Here is a 23,003-nt window from a genome sequence, read left to right as displayed (position 1 = left end):
CCTGGCATTTCGGCGAATGCTCAGCGGTGCTTGGCTAGGTTCTGAAAATGTCTATTCGGCGGCTTTGTTATCAAGTGTAGAGGACTACAAAGGGGAAGCGCGGGGTTATTTAAGGTCGGCGCACAATTGGTTAAATAACTACTTCGATGAACGTGAAAAGGACAAAACCCATCGCCATGAAGAACGTCTTAAAGATGAAGATATTGTCGAATTGGCATTTGCCCACTTGAATTTGTTTGGCGCTCAAAAATGCGTTAATCACATTGCCAGTTGGCGTCCGCCAGATGTGGGTTTTCGGGTTACTAAGCTCTTGGTTAGCCGTTTGATTGATGCAGGGCAATTTGTAACGATTGATGAAATCGCAGAACTTGGCTGCCGGAATATTTACATTATGCTCGCTATTGCTGACGAATTGGTAGCCGTTGGCAAATTACCCCCGATCAAAGCACTGCAAAACAGCTTGGTATTATTAGGCCATTCCCGCACTCGGATTAAGAAGACTAAGGCAAGTTCCCATTGGCGAGAAAAAAGCTTGCACTTCGCAATCGTCTCATTTGCTGAAGCTTGTGCTGCTTCTGGACTTTGCTTTTCTAATATCCAACGAGTACTGAAGCACTATCTACCGACGACTGCAACGTACCCAATATACAGCGATCATGCAGACTCAGAGGAACGAAGACTATTTGTTCGCAGTACCGCTCTTAAAGCCTTGCTATCAGGAAATCTACAACCAGACTTGAAGTTGCTAATGCCGGAGCAATGGCTAGACAAGCAACCTAAATATGAAAGAGAACAGGATATTAAACGTTTTGAACAAGTAGTCGGCAGTCTGATGCCTTGGTATCTCCTCCGCGCTCAATCCCTATTGGGCAGCGTAGACAATACGGATGCGCTCACTCAAACGGCCAGCGAGCAATCAAAACGTGCCTGTGCCCAACGATACCAAAGCCATGATCGCTTGCCTTTCGAGCTTACTTTAGCCCGTTTTGAATGTTTAGTTTTTAATCCGGAAGTAACTGAGGCGGCTTTAAACGATTTCGTTACCGAACTTTCGAGTAAAGACTTACGTTTTTCAACGACTGATCGCTTAAATGCCTTACGTACGGCTTGTCGTTTAGCGCATTTGTCTAACCTAAGGAAACCGTTGGAACGGTCATGTCGGGATATGATTGCAACCGATAAAGACGGAGGCCCAGAGTCGTTGGCGGATGGTTATATCCAGTTGGCTAGGGCCGTATTACCCGTCAATCCAGAGGACGCAAAAGCCTATTTTGATGAAGCTATTGAAGTGGTATCAAAGTTTGGCGATGAGTTGGTTGACCGTTGGCAGGCGATAGTGGCCGCCGCCAAACGTAGCGCTGATGGCGGTTATGCTTCCCCAGAATCGGCTTATCGCTTTATCCGTTGCGCTGAATTGGTTGGCAATACGGTGGTTGAAGAAAAATATTGGGACAGGGACGAAGCGATAAAAACCTGTTTTAAACTGCACCATACTTCTGCTTTTGCGGCCTTGAGCCGTTGGCGTGACCGCAATATTGGCTGGATCGGTGAACAATTGCCCGCATTAGTCCAAGCAGCGATTAAAACCAAACAGCTTACGTCGGCAGTGGGTTGGTCATTAGCCGTATTTTCTCAAAATTACGGTTTAGACAGCTTTGTCGCATTGTGTATTGAGTTAGAAACGGATAACAGTCGCCGCCAAGTGATTTTGGATCATGCCGTCAGGGATTTACGGCTTAGAGATAATTCAGAAACTAGTTGGCAAACATTGGCAAACACTGCACAGCAGTTCTCGTTAAGTAATAAAGACTTAAATCAAGTTTTGGCTTTTTATGCCGATCAGGTCAAGCTACCTAGCCAAGTTGAAAAGGATGAGCCCTCAACAAGCATTTATCGAGTTGATAAAGATCCGCCTGATTGGCAAACCCTGTTTGTTGGGCTCGACCTGACCAGCAGCACGGGGTTAAGTCAAGCCATCGATCGTTTTGATGCCATCACTGGCCCTCGTTCTCCTGAAAATTTTTGGCAAGAACTATTTAACCGGGCTCCAGAAAATAAAGCGAGTCAGATTTTAGACTGCATCATCAACGCCGAAAGTGCCGATGCGTTTGACGTTGAATATGGATTGAACGCATTCCCAAGCGCTTGGCGTGAAAACATCAGTGTTCAAAGAGCTTGGCATAAAGTTTTTCAATCCGTCGGTAGACGTTTTCCAAGTAGATATACCAATTACTATAGTCGGATTTACTACTTAGAAAAACTCCAAGCTACAGAGCAAGAAATTGAGCTCCTCAATCAAGGCATCTTGGAGGGTTTGGCAAATTCATATAACCAAGCCGATGCCCGTACGCTGTTTGGTTTTAGCCATGCGGTGTCCACCTTCATAACGCCCGAGCAAGCGGCTGATGTGTTGGATTTTGGCTTGAAACGTTTTGAAGAACATATTGACGACCAATATGCAGATGGCCTTTGGGCTGATTGGCTAACACCAACAGAATCAATCACCGAAGCAATCGCGGGATTTATTTGGTCGGCATTGGGTTCGCCACGTTCTGCGGAGCGTTGGCAAGCCGCACATTGTGTTCGCCGTCTTGCCGAAACTGGATGCGCAGAAGAAATTGACTCTCTAATTAGCTGGATGACGAAAGATAATGTCGGTGCCTTCGGTAGCCATAAATATCCTTTTTATAATCTTCATGCCCGGCAATATCTCTTAATCGCTATTGCTCGTGCGGCGATGGATGTGCCGCAGATTTTCCTTAAACATCACGCCATATTTGCCCACTATGCGCTAAATGATATTCCTCAAGCGATTATCCAAAAATATGCGGCTGACATTGCACTGTTGCTTGAAGCAGCGGTCCCAAATACTTACGATCCCGACGTACTTGAAAAACTGCGGCAAGTTGGGTTAAGCCCCTTTCCTGTTCGAACTGTCGAGGGTTATGGAGATTATTTTGACTCATCTTGGCATGAGCGTGGTGAAGTTGATAAATCATTGGGATTCCATTTTTCTTACGACTTTGACCGTTACTGGTTTGAGCCGCTGGGTGATGTATTTGGGGTTTCATCAACACAGGTTGAAGAACTAGCACGGCAAACCTTATTTAAATATTGGAATATTTGTATGGATGGCGAATATGTTCGCGATTCTCGGCAAGATTTATGGCGATCTGATCGTGACACTTGGCACAGCCACGCCAGTTATCCTAAAACCGACGATTACCAATTTTATCTTTCTTACCACGCCATGCTTGCGGTAGCAACCAAGCTATTGCAGGCCATGCCTATTGTGCATAAAAACGACTGGTATGAAAACGCATGGCAGGAATGGTTACAGCGACATTTATTGAGCCGCTCAGATAATCGTTGGTTAGCTGATCGACGTGATCCCGCTCCATTGTCCAGACGCGCTTGGCTAAAAAACGATAAATCTGACAGCTGGCGTTGGGAAATTGTCGCTGATGATTTTCTTGAAGGCTTGTTGTTGGAGCGTGACGGCAAAACATGGCTGAATGTTTCTGGATCGTGGAGCGATAATGACAGCGACCGTATAGAACAATTTTATATTGCCAGCGCGTTTGTCCATCCAGAAGCTTCAACGGCTTTGCTGAATGCCTTGACGACTTGTTCTAATCCTCGTGATTATAAAATTCCAGACTATCAAGAGGAAGGGATGGAATTTGATGAGCCACCATTCCAAATTCAAGGTTGGATTTACAGTAAATCACAAGATAAAGGTTTGGATGAATATGACCCTTTTGCAGGTGACATTAGCTATCCGCCTTATCGGCCTGGAGAATCGATTGTAGAACAGTTCGGTTTATGGACTGATTGTGAGCAAAGGAACTGGTATTCGCCAAATGCTGAAAATCCGGTAATGGTCAGCGAGCTATGGGGAGATAAACCGCCTAATGGTAGGGATTCACCCGTCAGGCATGGCAACAGGGTCAATGCTTCACTCGATTTCTTGACAAATGTTTGCGCCCGATTAGGACAGGATTTGATTATTAAAGCCCAAATCGAACGTCGCTACGCCTACAACTCTTACCGAGCAAAAACTGATGATGGAATCGAGTACCCACCCCCTTATAGCAAAGTTTATCTCCTCTCAGCAGGTGGAAAGCTCAGAGATGCAGGCAAAAGTTATCAGCTTAGGGAAAGCCCTAGTTGACGAATTGGGGCTTGAACCTGGTGTCGACACACTTTCGCGTTGGCTCGCCCATTTTATCGCCGAACAGTTGGCTTGCCTTGATAATGCAAAGGGTGAAGAAAAAGCCCAAGTGCAACACCGTTGTTTCGAAACCATTTTAACGCTTTGGCAACATCGATCTTCATTCCGCAATAATCATCGTCCTTTTGAGAATTTCGAAGCCATTTTTAAAACATTGGATGCGTTAAACCCAGAGAATCGGCATTCGTTCTATCGTTTTTGGAATCAGGACGACGAAGCAGATAATGCCGTAGGCGAAGAAGATGCAAAGCCGTGGCTAGATATGGCTATTGGTATTGATCAAGCAGCCCGTGTTTGGATCAATTTTGCCCTTAACCAAGCTGTTGAAAGAGCACTTGACGAAAAAACAAAGGATTGGCTTGATAAAGCCATCAGCTTGATGCCGGATGATGATTTGGTGGTGATTCATCGATTAGTTTCAAAAGATGATGACATTGGGGAAGGAGAGAAGGCAAACCAAATCAGAATCGACAAAATCAAAAATCTAGAAACAAAGCTTGAAAAATTGGATAGTTTTATAGCGTTAAGCCAGTCAATTCGTAATGAGATCATTGACGAAATTCAACAAATCGATATCGAAAAACATACACATGATAGCGGTTTTGAGAATGGTAGTTTGTAGCTAACGACCTAAAAGATGTGGTCACAAAATTAAGTTTCGGACGTCTGCTATTTCCTTCATTGCTGACAGATAATATTGAAACTTCTATGGCCGATTGGTTGAGGTCGCTAATGTCGGCTTTATAGTCCTCCAGTTCCAGAATCTGGCTTTGACCGACTGGCGGCTTTGGAGAAGCGCGACAGGCAGCTAGGGGGCGTGACCAGCCGATGGCAGTTCATGTCTTCACCGGAAAATCCGGCATCACTTTCTCGGCGTCAGGTTCCCATTGCCAACATGGAATGCCGTGATCTCGATAATACTGGAGCTTCTCGAGTTTGTGAGCTTGGTATTTGTCATCGTTGGTGATGCCAAACACCTCCATGACCCATGGAATCTGGCAGTCGTGTAAGAGAAAATCCGGCAGGTATCGTAGTTCGCCCTCCAATTTCAACGGCTTGCTAAATCTGCGCTGTTCGGCAATCAGTTTGTCGGTCACCTGCAGTTCATAGGATGAGTCGACCGGAATGAATTGCCGGTTGGTACGGATCAGTCCAATGTCGCTGACCACAAAGCTGGTTTTGTTGCGGAATACTGCCGCAATCGCCAGAATGCGCCGGTCGGGTTTGCCAATTTCGTCGAATAACTGAGCAAAGCTGTTGGTCGCCTTTCTGGCCAAGGGCGGCGGCAGCCACAGCGGAACGTTCAACAGTTTCAATTTGAGCCCAATGGAGCCTTCTATTTTGGTGGAGTTCCGGCACGCCATGATTTCACCGACCACGATGGCCGCTTGTTGTGGATTATCTGTTCGGGTTTGCAGCGCAGCCAGGTTGATGGCTTGGCTATGTTCCAGGTTCCGTTCCCAGAGAGTAATGACCAGGCGTTCGGCAACGGGTTGCTGCTTTTCCAGGGTGACGGTTTGCGCCGCTTTCGCCAGTGCTCGGGTAGATGCTGCAAACGGGCGTTCCGTTTGCTGCGGCTGCCAGTCGTTCAGTTGGGCTTTCTGGATCAGGGCCTGGAATAATCCCACTGGCCTGGTGGACGCTCGAGCCGGTTTAAGACTGGGCGCCTTTTTGTGAGGTAGATTGGGTTTGTCTTCGGCAACCGGCTTGTCGTCGGTTTGCGTGGTCGTGAAACTGGCACGTGTTAGCCGAGTCTGCAGTTTGACATTGACGGTATCGCCTTCGTACTGGATGGCCGGTTTCTGTTTGGCTGACGGGCCTCCCGTTTCCGGCGGTTCGTACAATAGACACCATTCGGCATGGTGGTGGCTGGTGTCGGCTTTGCGGGCCAGATAATATCGTTGACCACGAACTTTGATGACCAATTGCCGATTGCGTTTATCCGTCAGACACTGACAGCAGGGCCGTTCGGTGCAGCCATGATAGCGGCGCAGTATCTGTTGGGCTTTGGCATGGCTACGGTCGGTCAGCCACAGATAGTCGTAGGTTTCTCCATCCAGTAATAATTCACTCATGGCTGATCCTCCTTATGTTCGGATTCGGCAGTACATAATGGTTTCGGCGGTTGCCCCGGTTTATCAGTCCACTCCCAGATCACGCACAACGCCAGCCAATAGGCATGAGCGGTTTTCGGTGCCAGGTCGCGGTGGGCTTTCCAGAAGGCAATGACGTGGCGTTTGCCGATTTCGTGCAGGTTATGCGGCCTTTCCGTCTGTTCGATAAATTCCACGAACTTGATCATGCGTCCAACCTGTAAGCGGCGATGGGCTTTGGAACCCTGGCGAACATAGTGGTGGGCCAGAGCATGAATTTGTTTAACCAATATAGACACGCACCACCTCCAGACGCTCGTGGCCCAATTCCTGCGAGAGGATGCTGCGGGCGCGTTGATCCAGTTTTTCCGCGGCTTCAGGATCGATGTTAAGTTGGGTGGCCATGTAAGCATGCCAGGCTGATTTTGCAATGTCGGTGTTGATCGGCGCCGGTACGCCGGTTAATGCCAGATAGCGCTGCTGGGCGTAGTGATGGCGTTGACCATGAAACTGGAATTGCTGTTGTTGTGCCTGGCGATAGCAGTGGTCGCGAAAATCGACATAACGCAGATTGGCGGGAATCATAGACGGTCCATCCTGCAGGTCGGCGGCTGTTTCCAATGCCACCAAGGCTTCTGCTGAGATCGGCACTTGGCGCCGTTTGCCACCCTTGGTGCCGCTGAAGACGGTGATGCGGCCTTCCCGTTGCGCCTGGCGAAGCGCTTTTTGCGCATCCAGCAAGGCCGATTCCTTGAAACGCAGCCCAAATGTCCGTTGCAGATTTAGCAAGACGAGTATGTGCTCGTCGTCGACACTGATTTGCAACTGGTCGTACTGCGACTGCGGCATGGCTTTGCTGGTTTCAGGAATGTAGCGCCGCTTGGGTATGCCACAATCTCGGGTCGGACTGACCGTCTGCCAATTGCCATTCATTGCAGACGTCATGATGCTGTTGACCGCCGAAACATACAGTTGCGCGGTCGAGGCTTTCAATTCGTCGCGTTCCACCCGGGCTTTCAATGCGTGGCCATAAGCCAACAAGTGCTCACGGTTAATATCTTCCATGCGTTTGATGCCTTGGGTTTGTTCCAGCCATTTGGCAAACACCGACCAGCGCTCGGCGAGTGTGCCGCGCGTGGCGAAGGCCTTGCCCGATTGATGGGCGCTGGTTTTTCCGGCTCGGGTCAGGTTGCGACTACCCAGGCCGAGATTGCGGCCGAGTGCGTTTCCGGTTTTTCCTTGCTGTTTGCGGTCACGTGTTTTGCGGGGCTTCTCATGATCAGCCATAGTTACGCTTGCCGTATCAGCATCGTCCACTTGATCTTGATGTATCGACTTTCGTTTCAATGGGTTGGGTTTATCGGTTTTGGTTGGCATACGGTTCTCCAAAAAAGTGGGCAACAGACTCCCTTGTCCAAAGCAGACTGGCACTGATGTTATGGGCAATGCCATGTGCATCATCAGTCGGCTTTGAACAAGGGAGCCGGGGTGGCCTTGGTAAAACAGGTTGTTCTTTCGTCATGAGCGGGGGACCCCGGCTCCAACCCCTCTTTGGTATACAAGGCCAAACTCATGACGATGAGTGTTGACGCACGGGTTGCCTACCCGGCGGAGGTGTATACCCAGTGTGAGGTGCGCGGCTTATGACTCGCTGCGCGGGCGAGTAATGGGTGTCGGTCGGTGACGAACTCGGGGTGCTGGCCAGACGCATTCAGCGTCCTATTGCGACGCTAAACTCGGCCCCTTACACGTTCGTGACAGACTGACCCGGCAAAACCCGCGATTGTTACGCAGGTATCCGGTTGATTTACTTAATGGAAATGCTTGAATCCCGTTCTGTTTCTGTTTTTTAGAAACGGCGAAACAGCGGGCTTGGGTGTGTACCGGAAGACGTTATGCAAACGTCCGGGTATGACTTTGAAAGGAATCCAGATCCAATCCGCGTGACGAAATCGGTTGTTACGCCGACAAACGCGACTGCCGGTAGCACAGGCCGATTTGAAAACGGAACGACGGGATTCTAAAAGATGTTCAACCGCCTTGCTCTGGTGGACAGGCAGTCGCCTGTCGCCGATCCAGATGGGGACAATTGATATAAAACCCTAGCGAACGATTGCCACCACCGAAGCGGTCAAACGACCTTTCAGTTATCCATTTTGCGGAACCAGGGTTCCAGGCAAAATTTCTGCGCGCCTGCAAACGCGCAACGGCAACACCACCTTTCGAAACTCTACTCGCGCGGTCTATTGGTTTGCGCCATTGAGGCGCTTTGGATTACTCAGCGATCGGCAGACGATCGTTGATGAATTTTAAAATTGCTTCGCTATCGACAGCGACCGTGCCTTTCATCAAGGCGCATTTTCCCTGCCGACCCAGAAAGAGCGTTTTCAACGCCCTAACTGCACCAAAAATAAATTTAAGCGTGGACGCATTGCCCTAAGGCCCAACGGACACAGTACATCCAGCGGCGTTCCTCTGCCATCCCACTAGGGACTCTATAGCTGGTACTTCTTCGCTTTTTATACTGCCGAAGTGCAGTCTATGAAAATTTCGTCCCGAAAAGTTCTACGTGCAGGGCTATTTTGGGGTTGAAATTGAGTGGCTGTCAAATGGTTTTTTCATTTTATTTCAATTGCTTAAGTGATGAATACAGGCTGGACGGCGCTGGATTTTATTGGACAATTCAGATTTAAAGACATGAATGACTTTCGCACCAACCGCCATTGAAAAACGGGGTATTAAAAACTGGAGTGACGCCAAAATCGATTAAATCGATTTCGACAAGAGACATATCTGGATGATCTGGAAGCTGATTTATAGACATCGTCTGCGAGTAATACCGGTAATACTGGGTAATCCGTCGACATATCCTCTGCAGCCTACGCCAGATAAGACGGTAACACCGGTAATACAAATAATCTCAATTTCTAAACATGTAAGTAAATACTGATGCCATGCTTGCATAGTCAAATGCCTGATGAGCAAAATGATCAACAAAAAGCTTTTTTATCGATCATTATTCGACGCATTAATGATTCATAAAAGTACCTGCGCGCATCTGTAGGTTGCTAATATTCAAAACCGCTTTCGCTTCCTGAAACGAGAGCAATCAAGTATTCAATGATCTACGGATTGGTATTACGTCTGCGCTTTTGCCGCTTTTCAGTGTATCCAGATAATCTCCCCAGGATTGCATCATTCGCCGGCGTTCGTCCAAATATTGGGCTCGATTGTAAACTGCTCTTATTTTGTCTCTGGGGGCGTGGGATAGTTGTCGTTCGATGGCGTCTGGACTCCAACCCTGTTCATTTAACAATGTCGATGCAGTGGTTCTAAAACCATGTGCCGTCATGACTTCACTGTCGTAACCCAATGTCTTGAGTGCGGTCATGATGGTGTTTTCCGACATGGGGCGACCGTTACCTCGACTTGAAGGGAATACGTATGTGTTGTTTCCGGTCAAGGGATGGATGTTCTTTAAAATCTCAGTCGCTTGGGTAGAAAGAGGCACTATATGGTGGAAATCTGTTTTGGAGATGAATGGCCGCCATTCATTCGATTCAAAATCAATATCGGACCAGAGCATTTTTCTGATTTCCCCCGGTCTTTGAAATAACAATGGAGAAATGCGTAACGCGGACTGCACGACAAATGTGCCTTGGTAGTTGCTGATGTCCCTGAGCAATTGTGCAACCAGTTTCGGGTCGATGATTGCTGCTCGATGTTTTACCTTTTGCGCGGGTATTTGCTTGGCTACGGGTTGAGCTGGATCGAACTCGGTTAAGTTGTGTACGATCGCATATGCAAAAATGGCGCTAATCTCAGCCCGGAGTCGATGCGCGGTATCCAGTTTGCCCGCTTCAATTAAAGGTTTGAGTGCCGCTAAAACTTCGGCAGATTTAATGCCGTCGATTGGCTTATCACCTATGAAGGGGAAAATCCAAGTCGTGAGGCGATTTTTCTTTTTCGTCAGAGTGTCGGCTGTATTGGTATTGATGATGGAATCAAGCCATTTGCTGGTTATGTCGGCAAAACTATTCAGAATGGGTAAACCATCGCTTTTCCGCTCTTGATTGAGCTTGGCTGTTTGCTTCTCTTGCCTAACTTTCTTGCGTCCTTCCGCAGGATCATTATCGTTGGCAAGTTGTTCACGGATTTCTGAAGCCTTTCGTCGAGCAATTTCTAGCGTTACGCCTGGATATGCTCCAAGGGCAAGACGCTTCCGTTTACCCTCGAAGGTGTAGACAAATTGCCAAAGTTTGGAGCCGCCAGACTTAACCCACAGATAAAGTCCGCCGCCATCATTGATGAAATAATCTTTTTCTTCTGGCTTGGCAGCCTTGTAGACCGCGTCCTTATTGAGTTTTTCAGCCATCTTGCACGCCCCAGTGTGTACTTTTTCCGGAAGGTATCAGTGAGTACACGAAAAAATACACGATTTGGTGTGTACTTGGCTAGTTTTCGTTGGATTGCGTCGGACAATAAAAAACCCGCGAAGCCAGTAAACTTGCGGGTTTTTGGATTGGGTTGCACCCTGTTGGATGCATAAATGGTGCCTCAGACCGGAATCGAACCGGTACGACCTTTCGGTCGCGAGATTTTAAGTCTCGTGCGTCTACCTATTTCGCCACCGAGGCATTCCGAACGTGTGTTGGAAGGCCGCGAATTCTAAAGCAATGCCGGGAATTGTCAATCGAAACTTGGCAAGCCCGGCGGCCGATGCGGTATCGGCTTAAATCGCTTGTTTGATCCGGGCCAGTGCGTTTTCCAGATTGGCCATGCTGGTGGCGATGGAAATCCGGATATGGCCGGGGCAGCCAAACGCAGAGCCTGGCACGAGGGCGACGCCAGCTTTTTCGATCAAAAATTCAGCAAATTCGAGATCGTCGTTGATGCCGTCCAGACGTGCCAACAGTTTTTCGACGTTAGGGAATACGTAAAAGGTGCCGTCGGTCGGCAAGCATTCAATGCCGTCGATGCTGTTTAATTCGGCGACGACATAATCGTGGCGTTTCTTGAATTCGACCATCATGGTATCGATGCAGCCTTGGTCGCCGTTCAAGGCTTCTTCGGCGGCGACTTGCGAAATCGAGGTCGGATTCGAGGTGCTTTGCGACTGGATGATGCACATCGCGTCGATCAAATCCGCTGGACCAGCGGCATAACCGATGCGCCAGCCGGTCATGGAATAGGCTTTGGAGACACCGTTTAAAACGATGGTGCGGTCGTAAAAATCCGGGTGGGCGTTGAGTATGTTGACGAATTGGCCTTTGTTCCACAGGATCAACTCGTACATGTCGTCGGTGGCGATCAAAATCTCGGGATAGTCGCGCAGTACGTCGCCCAAGGCTTTTAATTCATCCAGGCTGTAAGCCGCGCCGGTCGGATTGGACGGGCTGTTGATGACCAGCAAGCGGGTTTTCGGGGTGATCGCCGCGCGCAATTGTTCCGGCGTGATTTTGAAACCCTGGCTTTGGCCGGTTTCAATAATCACTGGTACGCCGTCCGCCAATAACACCATGTCCGGATACGAGACCCAATAAGGCGCAGGAATGATGACTTCGTCGCCGGGATTGAGCAGGGCTTGCGCCAGGTTGAAGAAGCTCTGTTTGCCGCCGCAAGATACCAAGATTTGTTTGGGCTGGTATTCCAGGCCATTGTCGCGTTTGAACTTGGCGATAATGGCATTTTTCAGGCCGGCGGTACCGTCCACGGCGGTGTATTTGGTAAATCCGGAGTTAATGGCCTGGATTGCGGCGTTTTTGATGTGGTCCGGCGTATCGAAATCGGGTTCGCCGGCGCCCAGGCCGATAATGTCCTTACCGGCAGCGCGCATCGCGGCGGCTCTGGCGGTGATGGCCAGGGTAGGGGAGGGTTTAACCGCTTTAACTCGGTCGGACAGTGTGATGCTCATGATTCCTCGGTCGAAATTTACTCAAATGGTCGGCATTATACGGTATAAGCCGGCATCAAACATGGTGTTTTGCGGCCAACTGGTCGGCATAATTTTCCAGAGCGTCCAGTAGCGTTTGGCTCTGGCCGCTATCGGCGCGCAAGGCGTTGATTTTTTCCCGGAACTGCGCCAAACCGATGTAACCGGCGCTTTCCCGTTCCAGCCGGTCGCGGCAAAACGCCGACCATTGCCGACGCTCTTCCGGGTTCAATGTTTCCGGATAATTTCTGGCGCGGTAGCGAAACAGCATTTCCGGCAGACGCAAGTCTTCGAATTCGGATTCGAAATCGGCCAAGCTCGCGGGGGCGGTTTGTCGCAGCCGTTGGCACAGAGACTTGTCGCGCTGGCTGAAAAAGCCGCCGCTATAGATCATCAAATCCGGATCGCTGGGTTTCGTGTCGTCGCTCCGGCGGCTAAACACCTCGGCTAATTTGGCGTCCAGGGCTGGTGCTACCTGAATTTGCTTTAGGTGCCGATCATGCACGGCCAAATCCAGTTGCAAGCGCTCCCGGTCGGCCGGTTTCAGCACGGAGATCGGCGCCAACACCGGACATTTGTTGATGTGTACGGTTTTCAACGGAATCCGCACCGTTCCTTCCGGCAAGTCCGTGTTAGCCACAAACAAGCGCTGTTTGATCTCTTCCGCGGATAGCGCCAATAAAGGTTCTGGATCGATGGCAAGGTCGTAAACGATGACTTCATTGCTATTGGTCGGATGCTGCGCCAGCGGCAATACCACGGCCAGGCAATGGTTGCGTGACGGCAAGCGGCCGGAAATATGTACCAGCGGCGTAAAACTACCGAGCCGCAGCAGATTCGACACTTGGCTTTTATGGCGGTGGTTGATCAGGTATTCGAACAGTTTGGGCTGCTTTTGTTTGACCAGCTTCGCAATCGCGATCGTCGCGTAGACGTCCGACAAGGCATCGTGCGCGGCGTCGTGCAACAAGCCGTTAGCTTGGGTCAAATCCTCCAAACGGAAACTGGGCAGGCCATCTTCCTTATCGGGCCATTCGATGCCTTCCGGACGCAAGGCTCTGGCGGCGCGGACCACGTCGATCAAATCCCAGCGCGAATTGCCGTTCTGCCATTCTCTGGCGTAGGGATCGAAGAAGTTGCGGTAGAGCAGATTGCGGGTGACTTCGTCGTCGAAGCGGATACTGTTGTAGCCGACGCCGCAGGTGCCTGGCTGGGACAGGGCGTCGTGAATCGTCTCGGCGAATGCCGCCTCGCAGACACCCTGCGCCGCCGCCAGTTGCGGCGTGATGCCGGTGATCAGGCAGGCTTCCGGATGCGGCAAATAATCGTCGGCCGGCCTACAGTAAAGCATGATCGGGTCGCCGACGAGGTTGAAGTCGGTATCGGTGCGGACTCCGGCAAACTGGCACGGCCGGTCGCGTTGCGGATCGGCGCCGAAAGTTTCGTAGTCGTGCCAGAAAAAAGTGGTTGAAGTCATGGGCGGAACCGGGAGGAGGGCGGCCGGGAAAATTTCCGCAAACGCGCTTTTGCGGATACTGGCGGCGAAAAATTATTCTATAATCGCCCGCTCCATTTTATGTGACCTTCATAGGAAAGTGTTATGAAAAAAACCTCGCTACTCGTTTCATCCGTTTTGCTGATGTTCGCCGGCTTAGCCAATGCGCACGGCCCCGTCAGAGCGAAAATGACCGCTACCGTGACCGTCGACGCACCCGCGGCAAAAGTATGGGATTTGATCAAAAACTACGACGACATGTCCTGGCATCCCGGCATCAAAAGCGTGAAAGGCAACGGTAGCAACGACAAAGGCGCGGTGCGCACGCTGACTTTGGCTAACGGCGGTACCATCACCGAGGAATTGAAAGCCTACGATGCCGCCAAAATGAGCTACAAATACAAAATCACCGAAATGAGCAACACCGGCACCATCAAACATGCCGGCCAGGACGAGCCGTTGCCGGTATTGCCGGTCGGTAACTATGCGGCCGAATTACAAGTCACTGACAAAGGCGGCAAGACCGAAGTCGAGTGGGTTGCCACTTACTACCGCGCTTACGTCAACAACAATCCGCCGGCGGAATTGAACGAAGAAGCCGCCGACAAAGCGGTGAGCAACGTGCTGAAAACCGGCCTGGAAGCCTTGTCCAAAAAAGCCGGTTCCGCAGCCGCTCACGTCGAAATCGATATCAAGCGTTAATCGGCTTTATCCGTTCCCGGCCTTGAGCCGGGAACCATTTTCCTCCCGCCCCCATTTTGTTCATGTCCAGATTCAGGTTTAAGGCTGTTTGCTTATTTGCTATCGCCGCGATGCCGGTTCACGCCAATCCGCGTGCCTTTATCACCAATCAACTGGATAATTCGGTCTCGGTGATTGATACCCAAAACCGTAGCGTCATCGAAACGATCAAAGTCGAAGGCAAACCGGCCGGCGTGGCGATAAATCCGGTATTGAAACAAATTTATGTCAGCACGCCGGAGGGCGGTGGCTTTGCCGTGCTGGACGGCGACAAACTGACCAAGTTGCGAAACGTCAAAGTCGGCGGCGCCTCGTTGGGGATCACAACCGACCGCAAGGGCCAACAAATTTTTGTTGCCGATTGGTACGAGAACTCGGTGGCCGTGTTCGATAGCAAGGATTTCAGCCGGTTAAAAACCATCACTGTGGGTAAATCGCCGTCGGGCATGACCGTCAGCCCCGACAACCGCTGGCTGTACGTCGCCAACCGGATAGACGATTCCATTTCCCAAATCGATTTGCGCAAACTGACGATCCGCAACACCACCAAAGTCGGCGCTCACCCGTTCGGGATTGCAGTCGATAGCCAAGGCAAGCGCTTGTATTCGGCCAATGTAGAAAGCGACGATGTTACCGTGCTGGATGCGCGCAGCCTGAAGCGGCTGGCCACGGTTAAAGTTGGCGCCCGACCTTACGCTGTGGCGCTGGCCAATAGCGACGGTTTGTTGTTCGTGACTAATCAGGACGACAGCACTGTCTCGGTCGTCGATACCGCGACCTTGAAACAAGTTGCCGTGATTCCGGTCGGCGACAAACCGGAAGGTATTAGCGCGCACCCGGACGACAGGCATATTTATGTCGCCAATTGGTTCGATAACAATGTCTCGGTCATCGACGCCAAAACCTTGCAAGTGGTGGATACCATCAATACGGGGGAGGGCAGTCGCGCTTTCGGCGAGTTCATTACGCATTGATAGCCGACGGTATTTTGCAGGCGGCGCCATTGCGGTGGTAGACTGCGCGCCGGCTTTAAAACTCGTTGAGAACTTTATGACTGAAAACGTCGAAGATTTAACTATTCGTTACGAAGACGGCGGCATCGAAACCGTCAAGGAATTGGACAAGAAGATCCTGAGCAAAGGTGCCTGGGCGACCGTGATTTTCCGTTACCAGGACTGGGAACCGGCCAAAAACCAATACAGCCAGGACCGTTTCAGCATCCGCCGTTACCAAAAACGCAACGGCGAATACCAACAAAAATCCAAATTCAATATTTCCAGCGAAAAGCAGGCTCAGGAATTGATTGAAGCTTTGCAGGGCTGGCTTGCAGAGAGTAAGTAAGCGTTCGGTTGGCGGGACAATCTCCCGCTAACACCTCAATCCACCCACTCGTAGATTTCGGTCAGCAGCGGATCGCATTTGCAGCAACCACCGCTGCCGCAAGCGCTGCCGGCCGCAGTTTGCTTGACTTTGCCTTTGCTGATCCATTTGCCGAGCATGCCTCTCAAGGCGTCGGCATCCATGTGAAAATGCAGTACCAAATCGTGCAGCGTAGCCCGGCGTTTGTCCTGCAGGTAGCCGCGCAAGTCAGACAATATCATGAAGTTACTCCACGGATTTGACGGGCGCCGTAAAAGCGCAACACCAGCAGCACGCCGGCAAACAACAGCGTCAGACCGAAAATCCAGCCTAACGCCGTTTGCGGATGCTGGCTGAAGGTCATGCCTTGGTAGAACAGGGTTGCGGTCAAATAAGCCACGAAAGTAGTCCAACCTACTACGAACAAAGCCCAGCCGGCACTGGTTTCCTTGTAGATGGCGGCGGTCGCTGCAACACAAGGCGCGTAGAGCAGAATAAATAGCAGATAGGCAAAAGCGCCGACCTGGCCGTCGAAATGCGCCTGCATCACGGCAAAAGTATCCAATTTGACTTGTTGTTTTTCGGCAGCGCTGGCTTGATCGGCGACATTGGCAATGCCAATACCCAGTGGATCCAGCAATTTGTCGGCAATCGCGATCAGATTGTCCGGCACGGTTTGGCAGGCTTCCGATAAAGCCGCAGCCAAATCGAAACTTTTATCCTCGACATCGGCGTCGCTGGCGGCCATCTGGCTGTAAAGCGCATCCAGCGTTCCGACCACCGCCTCTTTAGCCAGTACGCCAGTAAAAATGCCGACGGTCGCCGGCCAGTTGTCGCGGGCGATGCCCATCGGTTGAAATGCCGGAGTCAATTGCCGGCCGATTTCGCTGAGTACCGATTTGTCGCTGTTTTCTTGGCCGAAGCTGCCGTCGATTCCGACCGAGTTCAATACGTTCAAGACAAGCACCATCGGCACGATGACTTTGCCGGCGTTGACGATGAAGGTTTTCAGGCGCTCCCAGGTCTTGAAGTAAACCCCGCGTAGAGTCGGTAAGTGGTAGGCGGGCAATTCCATCAAAAAAGGAGTAGGGGAGCCGCGCAGCAGGGTGTAACGCATGATCAGTCCGGTCAAAACCGCGACCACGATGCCGAACAGATACAAGCCGAACACCAGGTTTTGGCCGCCGACCGGAAAGAAGGCTGCGGCGAACAAGGCATAGACCGGGAGGCGGGCGCCGCAGGACATGAACGGATTCATCATGTTGGTCAATATCCGGTCGCGCTGGTTGTCCAGTGTGCGAGTGGCGATGATGGCGGGGACGTTGCAACCGAAACCAACGATCATGGGCACGAAGGATTTGCCCGGCAGGCCGATCATGCACATGAAGCGATCCATCACGAAAGCGGCGCGCGACATGTATCCCGAATCTTCCAACATGGAAAGGAAGATGAATAAAAAACCGACGATCGGAATGAAAGTCGACACGACCTGAATGCCGCCGCCGATGCCGCTACTGGTTAAAACCACCAGCCAATCCGGCAAGTTCATTGCCGTCAGCCAGGTGCTGAGGCCGTCTACCAATAGTGCGCCGACGGCTTTATCGAAAAAGTCAACGAATGCGCTGCCAACATTGATCGTAAACATGAACATTGCGTACATCACCAGCAGAAATATCGGGATGCCCAGAAACCGGTTCAGCACGATGGCGTCGATTTTGTCGGTGGTATTGCGCGAGACTTCGTTTAATTTACATACCGAGTTCTGCACCAGCCGGTTAACCAGACCGTAGCGAGCGTCGGCGGCCAGGATGTCGATTTCGTCGCCAGTCTGATCTTCGATTTGGCGTCGCAGGCGACTGGCCGTTTCGGTGAGTTCCGGGCCGGCGATCTGCTTGGCCAAGGTATCGTTTTCCAACAGACGCAAGGCAAGCCAGCGGCTATCGCAGCGGTTGCGGCAGGAGATATCTAATAATAGCGGTTTCAACTCCCCGACGGCCGCTTCGATCTCCGCTTGATAATCGACTTGAAGTTGGGGAACCGGCTTGTCGACGCAAGCTTTGCTGATGATTTCGAGCAAGTCCTTGATGCCTTGGCCGGTCGCCGCGGTTACCGGCACCACCGGGCAACTCAATTGTCCGGCCAACAAATTAGTATCTATGCGGATGCCGCGCTTTTTTACGGCATCCATCATGTTCAGAACCAGAATCATCGGCACCCGCATCTCGAGCAATTGCGAGGTCAGGTAGAGATTACGTTCGATGTTCGAAGCATCGACGATGTTGATGATTAAATCGGCTTGGCGCGAGGCTACGTAATCCCGCGCGACTTTTTCGTCCAGCGAGATGCTGTCGTCATCGGCTTCCAGCGAATAAGTGCCAGGCAAATCAACAACATCGATCCGTCTGCCTTTATGAAGGTATTCGCCGGTTTTTTGTTCGACTGTAACGCCCGGCCAGTTGCCGACATGCTGTTTGGAGCCGGTCAACGCGTTGAACAACGTGGTTTTGCCGCAATTGGGGTTACCGACAACACCAACAGTAAAAACGGTGTCGCTCATACTTTTTCTATGAGTAACACCGACGCTTCGTTTTTGCGGAGCGACAGGGAAAAGCCGCGAATCTTAATCTCGACCGGATCGCCCATAGGCGCGAAACGCGTCACGGTAAATTCGGTACCGGGCGTCAAACCCATTGCCAGCAGTTTTTTTCGATAAACTCCGCCGGATTGATCGAACCCTATGATGCGGCCAGTATCGCCAGCCGCCAGTGCTTTAAAATTTGTCTGCATGCAGGCTAATTAATAATTGTTCTCATTAGTAAGCACTATACCATATCAGAAAATCGATACCGCAAATTTAAGTGTTCGGTGAGGTGTCGTGGCTTAGGGTTCGCATAATGTATATTATGTTAAATTGCTAACGGGCATCCTAATTGCATTTTTTCGATTCCCTAAAGCCAGGAGTCGAAACTATGACACACAAAAAACGCGGACGCCGGCCGAAATCAAGCTTTTACTATGTTCGGTGGTATAAGGTCCAGCTTAATCAAGAGCGCGCAGCAGAGGTTTTAGGTGTTGATGTTCAACAGATTGAGCGATGGGACTGGGAAGGCAATCAGCTTGCAGAGCGTTACCTGTTATTGTGGGACCGCAAGCATTTGTCTGGCGAATGGGCCGGCTTTGTGTTCTCTCGCGGCCGACTGATGTACAAGCGGCGAATCTGGACAGCCGAATCACTTCGAAGAGAACCTCGCGGCTGGTAGCTGGCTAGCCGGGCCAAGGCCGGCCCGGTGTTGGTTCTGTATTGTACAAATGTGGTTCGCTTCGCTCCCTTATGATGACGGCGAGCTTACGTTCGCAACCGCTACGCGGACCACTCCGCTAACGCTCCGTTTTGCTCACCGCACGCCTAACCGACCTGAACGGCGCCTGGTGGCGCTTCCACTCTCGCAGTCACGAGCCTCTTCAATCCTGGCAATCTGAGGCCGTGACTGGAGTACGTGACCCGTTCGCCTTCCGGCTCCGGTGCATCGCGCCGGGATCGGTCTCCCGCTGTGTCGAATTGTTCGAGGCGGCGCTTCATTCGGCGTTGAAAGTAACATTGGCCATAAAGACCTTTGCCGCCGGCCACAACCGCCCTTGCCTTCGTTTAAGGCTGTTTTGGTCTGGTTAGTGTGGGAATGTAGAGGATCGGAGGCTTTCCCGCGCGGGCATCCGGCTGGCTGCGCTGGCCGGATTGCGTGACCAAGCGAATAAAGGCTACACTAAGGAAAACATTAATATACAGCCATTACTTATTCAGAGAATTTAATGAAAATAATATCGTTCGAATATCACGATGAAAGGCAACCAGGATGGAATTACACACCAATTACATTGAACGCAATAAATTTATTTGTGGGTGAAACGGGTTCCGGTAAAACTAAGCTGCTGAATACACTTTTCGATATTGGCGTCTTTGTGGCTCAAGGTCACTTATACAAAGGAGGTAAATGGGAAATAATATTTGAAGGAGAAGAAGCCAAATATAAGTGGAATTACGATGGAGAAATCAATAACGAAGGAGTTGGACGCATAGTCAAAGAAGAAGTAGTAAAGATTGCTTTTGATGGAACTGAAACCACAATAATAAGTAGAGGCGATGACTTTATATATAAAGGGCATCAGTTACCAAAATTAGTTAGTGGATTGTGCAGCATTTATCTGCTCAAGGAGGAACCTATAATAGAAGATCTATATCAAGCCTTTCTAAAGATACTACGGCGATCATTCTCGGACGACGCATTAAAACAAAGCCTTGCATACTCATCAATTCCAGACATGATCAACAAGGAATTAATGACAAAAAAATCCTTAGAAACGCTATCAACAAAAAATGAGCTAAATTTAAGTCTAAAACTTTACTTTCTTAAAAAGTACTTTAAAAGCCTATATGATGATTTGATTGGGTTTTATAAGTCTATTTTTCCTGCCATTGACCATTGTGATGTTAAGGAATTCGCCAGCGTGCCAGACTTATCAATATCACCTCATAAAGTGCCGATTTTTTGCATAAGGGAAAAGAATGTACATGGTGAAATTCTTTTACACAACTTATCCGCAGGAATGCAAAAGGTTTTGTTAATAATGACAGATATAATATCTCTTCCCAGAAACAGCTTATATCTAATCGACGAGTACGAAAACTCTTTAGGGATAAATGCAATTGATTTTTTACCGTCTTTCCTGGCCGATCACGGAATAAATAAGCAATTTATAATCACAACCCATCATCCTTATTTAATTAACAATATGCCAATTGTTAATTGGCAAATATTTCACAGGAACGGGTCTAACGTGACAATTAAATGCGGCGGAGAATATGTTGAAAAGTTTGGACACTCAAAACAAAAGGCATTTATTCAGCTAATAAACGATCCATTTTATACTAAGGGCTTAAGGTGAATTATTATATAGTTGTAGAAGGCGCCGTTGAGAAAAAAGTATATACAAAATGGATTCCCCTACTTAACCCATCGCTTTCACCGATAAATACGCTAATAGAAACCGCAGAGAATAATTTTATTATATTTGATGGCGGAGGCTATCCAAGCATCCTGGAGATGATCGATAACGCTATAGAAGATATCATTAATCTGGGTAATATTTTTACATTGGTAGTGGTAATAGATTCCGAGGAAATGACAAGGCAGGATAAATTTGAAGAGATAGAGACTTACATAAAAAAAGACAGACCGAACCTAAATATTAACTACAAGATAATTGTGCAACACTTCTGCTTTGAAGCTTGGGCTCTTGGGAATAGACGAATAGTTTCCTCAAACCCGTCAAATCCTGAGCTTATAAGATTCTTAACGCACCACCATGTAAGGATGCATGATCCAGAAGAGTTAACACCTATTTCTATTGAATATGGCAATAGAGCACAATTCTCTGAAACTTATTTACGAAGACTTATACAAGAAAAACATCATCAAACATATACAAAACGAAGCCCGGATTTTGTGTTCCACAAAACCTATTTAGAGCAGTTAATAAAGCGGTTAAATGAAACAAACCACATTAACAGTTTTAGCGAACTCATCGAAACATTTAAGGCATAAGAGAAATTTACAATAGCGCTTTTGGCAAGGGGTAATGTTTAACAGTTTAGATTATTTTGCCTTGCCTGGCGGCACGGGTTGAGCAGGATCGGCGCTGGCCATGTTCATCAGCGCCGGCCTCAGTTCGATTTCTCGCAGTTCATTGGGCGGGGTTTTAGGCAGCTCGCCGTATTTGTGGCAGTTGCGGCGGATAATCAGGGTTTCGGAGTCGGAGGCGACGGCGCAGTTTTTGACTTGAGGCGCAGAGCAGCCAAGCTTGAGTTGCGTGCCATCCGGCGCCAGGAGCGTAATGCTACAGACGGAAGCAATCGCCACCCTCACCCCGTCGAATGCGAGCTGGCGGAAGTCGACGGTTTTTAGGCCATCTTCGGAGTCGGCGACAAAGGCGAGCCGGTTGTGGTAGTGGTCGGCAAAGTCTTGATAAGCGATTTGCAGCAGTTTGTAGCCTAGTTGATTAAAAAAACCAGGGCTTTGCTGGTTAAGTACATCAGGCACAGCGCCAGCAGCAGCCGGGCCAGCAGCTTTCGCCAGACCAGTACCGCCAGGGTTAGCAGGCGGCCCAGGCACCAGCGTAGCGCTAGCCGGATCGGTTTTGCTTGCAGCAGGTTTGCCACCAAACAGCGCAGACCAGAGCAAAGAACCGAGAGCCAGAACCAGCACAGCCAACACCATCTTAAGCTTCGGATCGCCAAAGACGGATTGGCCGGCTTTGCTTTGCGTGTGTTCGCCGGTGGCGGTGGATTGGTAACATTTGAAGATTCGTTCATCGGCTTTATATTTCCTCGGCGCACCCACTAGGTGAGTTGCGGCCTTGCCGTTGTTTTCGGCGTCGTGTTGGAATTCGTACCAGGCGTTATGTAAACCCAGCAGCTTGGCTAACCAGTCCGGCAGCTTGCCGGATAAAGACTTGTGCCGGTACGCCACTTCGGCCACTTCGCGGATAAAGTCTTTAATCTTGTTGATGTTGGGCGTGGATAGGTAAACATCCCATTGAAAATGGCGTTGCATATCGAAGGCGGTATCGACATTTTCCGGGCGATAGACGAAGTAGCGTTCGCCGGTGTATTCGTCTTCAATTTCCACGGCCAGCTCTTGGACCTCAAAGCCTGGCGGCGCGATACGGGTATCGAGGCTTTCTTTTTTGAAGTCGCGCCGATCCGGATAAATCCGCTGGGCTTCGTCGATCAGCACCAAGGCCCGCAGCGGCACCCAATGAAACCACGACGCCATATAAAGCCGATGCTCGGCAATCTCGGTATGCATGTAGATCAGTTCGGCAGTGTCCGGAAAGTGGATATCTTCGAACTGGTCCTTTATCCGATCCAGCGAGGTGAAGCCGCGAATGTTGGTCACAACCACCCTTCCCTCCTTTAGCGCATCGATCGCCCGGCGTTGAACCAAGGTAAAGGACTTAAAGGAACCGGGCGGGCCGTGATGGATTGCGGTTGCCATTTTCGTAACGCGTTACGAGAAGCCGAGGAAGCGGAACACGAACTTGGTGGTCGCGGCGCTGAAGATAATGTTTAAGGCTTCCGGAATCCGAAAAAAT

General features: G+C 50.0%; 19 protein-coding genes and 1 tRNA gene. 8 read left to right on the top strand and 12 right to left on the bottom strand.

The window, feature by feature from the left end; translation table 11 throughout:
* Positions 1–16 precede the first annotated feature (16 nt).
* Positions 17–4,174 (top strand): hypothetical protein, encoded by a 4,158-nt coding sequence (locus NP603_RS20425; protein WP_256612710.1) that lies wholly within the window; start codon positions 17–19, stop codon positions 4,172–4,174.
* A complete protein-coding gene (locus NP603_RS20420) occupies positions 4,134–4,856 on the top strand; it encodes a hypothetical protein (protein ID WP_256612709.1) in 723 nt (240 codons plus the stop codon). Before NP603_RS20425 ends, NP603_RS20420 begins: the two co-directional genes overlap by 41 nt.
* A gap of 214 nt (positions 4,857–5,070) precedes the next feature.
* Here NP603_RS20420 and NP603_RS20415 read toward each other — a convergent pair whose 3' ends face one another.
* The 7 genes from NP603_RS20415 to sbcB form a co-directional block, all read right to left on the bottom strand.
* Complete coding sequence (locus NP603_RS20415; protein WP_256612708.1) at positions 5,071–6,309, bottom strand: DUF1173 family protein; 1,239 nt, start codon at positions 6,307–6,309, stop codon at positions 5,071–5,073.
* Positions 6,306–6,626: a hypothetical protein gene (locus tag NP603_RS20410; protein ID WP_256612706.1), complete on the bottom strand. Its 321-nt coding sequence runs from the start codon at positions 6,624–6,626 to the stop codon at positions 6,306–6,308. Before NP603_RS20410 ends, NP603_RS20415 begins: the two co-directional genes overlap by 4 nt.
* A complete protein-coding gene (locus NP603_RS20405) occupies positions 6,610–7,704 on the bottom strand; it encodes an integrase domain-containing protein (RefSeq protein WP_256612705.1) in 1,095 nt (364 codons plus the stop codon). The genes NP603_RS20410 and NP603_RS20405 overlap by 17 nt, the downstream gene beginning before the upstream one ends.
* Positions 7,705–9,436: 1,732 nt before the next feature.
* A complete protein-coding gene (locus NP603_RS20400; RefSeq protein WP_256612703.1) occupies positions 9,437–10,702 on the bottom strand; it encodes a tyrosine-type recombinase/integrase in 1,266 nt (421 codons plus the stop codon).
* Between the two features lie 175 nt (positions 10,703–10,877).
* A tRNA-Leu gene (locus tag NP603_RS20395) sits at positions 10,878–10,964 on the bottom strand.
* 95 nt (positions 10,965–11,059) lie between these two features.
* Complete coding sequence (locus NP603_RS20390; protein WP_256612702.1) at positions 11,060–12,241, bottom strand: pyridoxal phosphate-dependent aminotransferase; 1,182 nt, start codon at positions 12,239–12,241, stop codon at positions 11,060–11,062.
* Positions 12,242–12,296: 55 nt separating this feature from the next.
* Complete coding sequence (sbcB, locus tag NP603_RS20385) at positions 12,297–13,736, bottom strand: exodeoxyribonuclease I (protein WP_256612701.1); 1,440 nt, start codon at positions 13,734–13,736, stop codon at positions 12,297–12,299.
* 123 nt (positions 13,737–13,859) lie between these two features.
* Between sbcB and NP603_RS20380 the strand changes: the two genes are divergently transcribed.
* The 3 genes from NP603_RS20380 to NP603_RS20370 all read left to right on the top strand — a co-directional run bounded on the left by NP603_RS20380 (position 13,860) and on the right by NP603_RS20370 (position 15,836).
* Positions 13,860–14,456, top strand: coding sequence for an SRPBCC family protein (locus NP603_RS20380; RefSeq protein WP_256612699.1), 597 nt, complete (start codon positions 13,860–13,862; stop codon positions 14,454–14,456).
* A 62-nt stretch (positions 14,457–14,518) separates the two neighbouring features.
* Positions 14,519–15,469, top strand: coding sequence for a YncE family protein (locus tag NP603_RS20375; protein ID WP_256612698.1), 951 nt, complete (start codon positions 14,519–14,521; stop codon positions 15,467–15,469).
* A gap of 76 nt (positions 15,470–15,545) precedes the next feature.
* Positions 15,546–15,836: a hypothetical protein gene (locus NP603_RS20370; RefSeq protein WP_256612697.1), complete on the top strand. Its 291-nt coding sequence runs from the start codon at positions 15,546–15,548 to the stop codon at positions 15,834–15,836.
* Positions 15,837–15,871: 35 nt separating this feature from the next.
* Here NP603_RS20370 and NP603_RS20365 read toward each other — a convergent pair whose 3' ends face one another.
* The 3 genes from NP603_RS20365 to NP603_RS20355 are packed head-to-tail and all read right to left on the bottom strand — an operon-like array spanning position 15,872 to position 18,641.
* Positions 15,872–16,096 carry a FeoC-like transcriptional regulator gene (locus tag NP603_RS20365; protein WP_140914292.1) on the bottom strand — a complete coding sequence of 75 codons (225 nt, stop codon included), beginning with the start codon at positions 16,094–16,096 and terminating at the stop codon, positions 15,872–15,874.
* Positions 16,093–18,411 carry a Fe(2+) transporter permease subunit FeoB gene (gene feoB, locus NP603_RS20360; protein ID WP_256612696.1) on the bottom strand — a complete coding sequence of 773 codons (2,319 nt, stop codon included), beginning with the start codon at positions 18,409–18,411 and terminating at the stop codon, positions 16,093–16,095. The genes NP603_RS20365 and feoB overlap by 4 nt, the downstream gene beginning before the upstream one ends.
* A complete protein-coding gene (locus tag NP603_RS20355; RefSeq protein WP_256612695.1) occupies positions 18,408–18,641 on the bottom strand; it encodes a FeoA family protein in 234 nt (77 codons plus the stop codon). The genes feoB and NP603_RS20355 overlap by 4 nt, the downstream gene beginning before the upstream one ends.
* Before the next feature lie 182 nt (positions 18,642–18,823).
* Between NP603_RS20355 and NP603_RS20350 the strand changes: the two genes are divergently transcribed.
* The 3 genes from NP603_RS20350 (at position 18,824) to NP603_RS20340 (ending at position 21,454) form a co-directional block, all read left to right on the top strand.
* Positions 18,824–19,114 carry a hypothetical protein gene (locus NP603_RS20350; protein ID WP_256612694.1) on the top strand — a complete coding sequence of 97 codons (291 nt, stop codon included), beginning with the start codon at positions 18,824–18,826 and terminating at the stop codon, positions 19,112–19,114.
* A 547-nt stretch (positions 19,115–19,661) separates the two neighbouring features.
* A complete protein-coding gene (locus NP603_RS20345) occupies positions 19,662–20,795 on the top strand; it encodes an AAA family ATPase (protein WP_256612693.1) in 1,134 nt (377 codons plus the stop codon).
* Positions 20,792–21,454, top strand: a complete 663-nt coding sequence (locus tag NP603_RS20340; protein ID WP_256612692.1) for a hypothetical protein — start codon at positions 20,792–20,794, stop codon at positions 21,452–21,454. Before NP603_RS20345 ends, NP603_RS20340 begins: the two co-directional genes overlap by 4 nt.
* Positions 21,455–21,505: 51 nt before the next feature.
* Here NP603_RS20340 and NP603_RS20335 read toward each other — a convergent pair whose 3' ends face one another.
* A complete protein-coding gene (locus NP603_RS20335; protein ID WP_256612691.1) occupies positions 21,506–22,906 on the bottom strand; it encodes a zonular occludens toxin domain-containing protein in 1,401 nt (466 codons plus the stop codon).
* Positions 22,907–22,918: 12 nt separating this feature from the next.
* Positions 22,919–23,003: DUF2523 family protein (locus NP603_RS20330; RefSeq protein ID WP_256612711.1), on the bottom strand; the 85-nt coding region annotated here is incomplete at its 5' end.

Origin of the sequence: Methylomonas aurea, assembly GCF_024505045.1 — a bacterium.
Taxonomy (GTDB): Bacteria; Pseudomonadota; Gammaproteobacteria; order Methylococcales; family Methylomonadaceae; genus Methylomonas; species Methylomonas aurea.
This window is presented reverse-complemented; position numbering and strand designations above follow the sequence as displayed.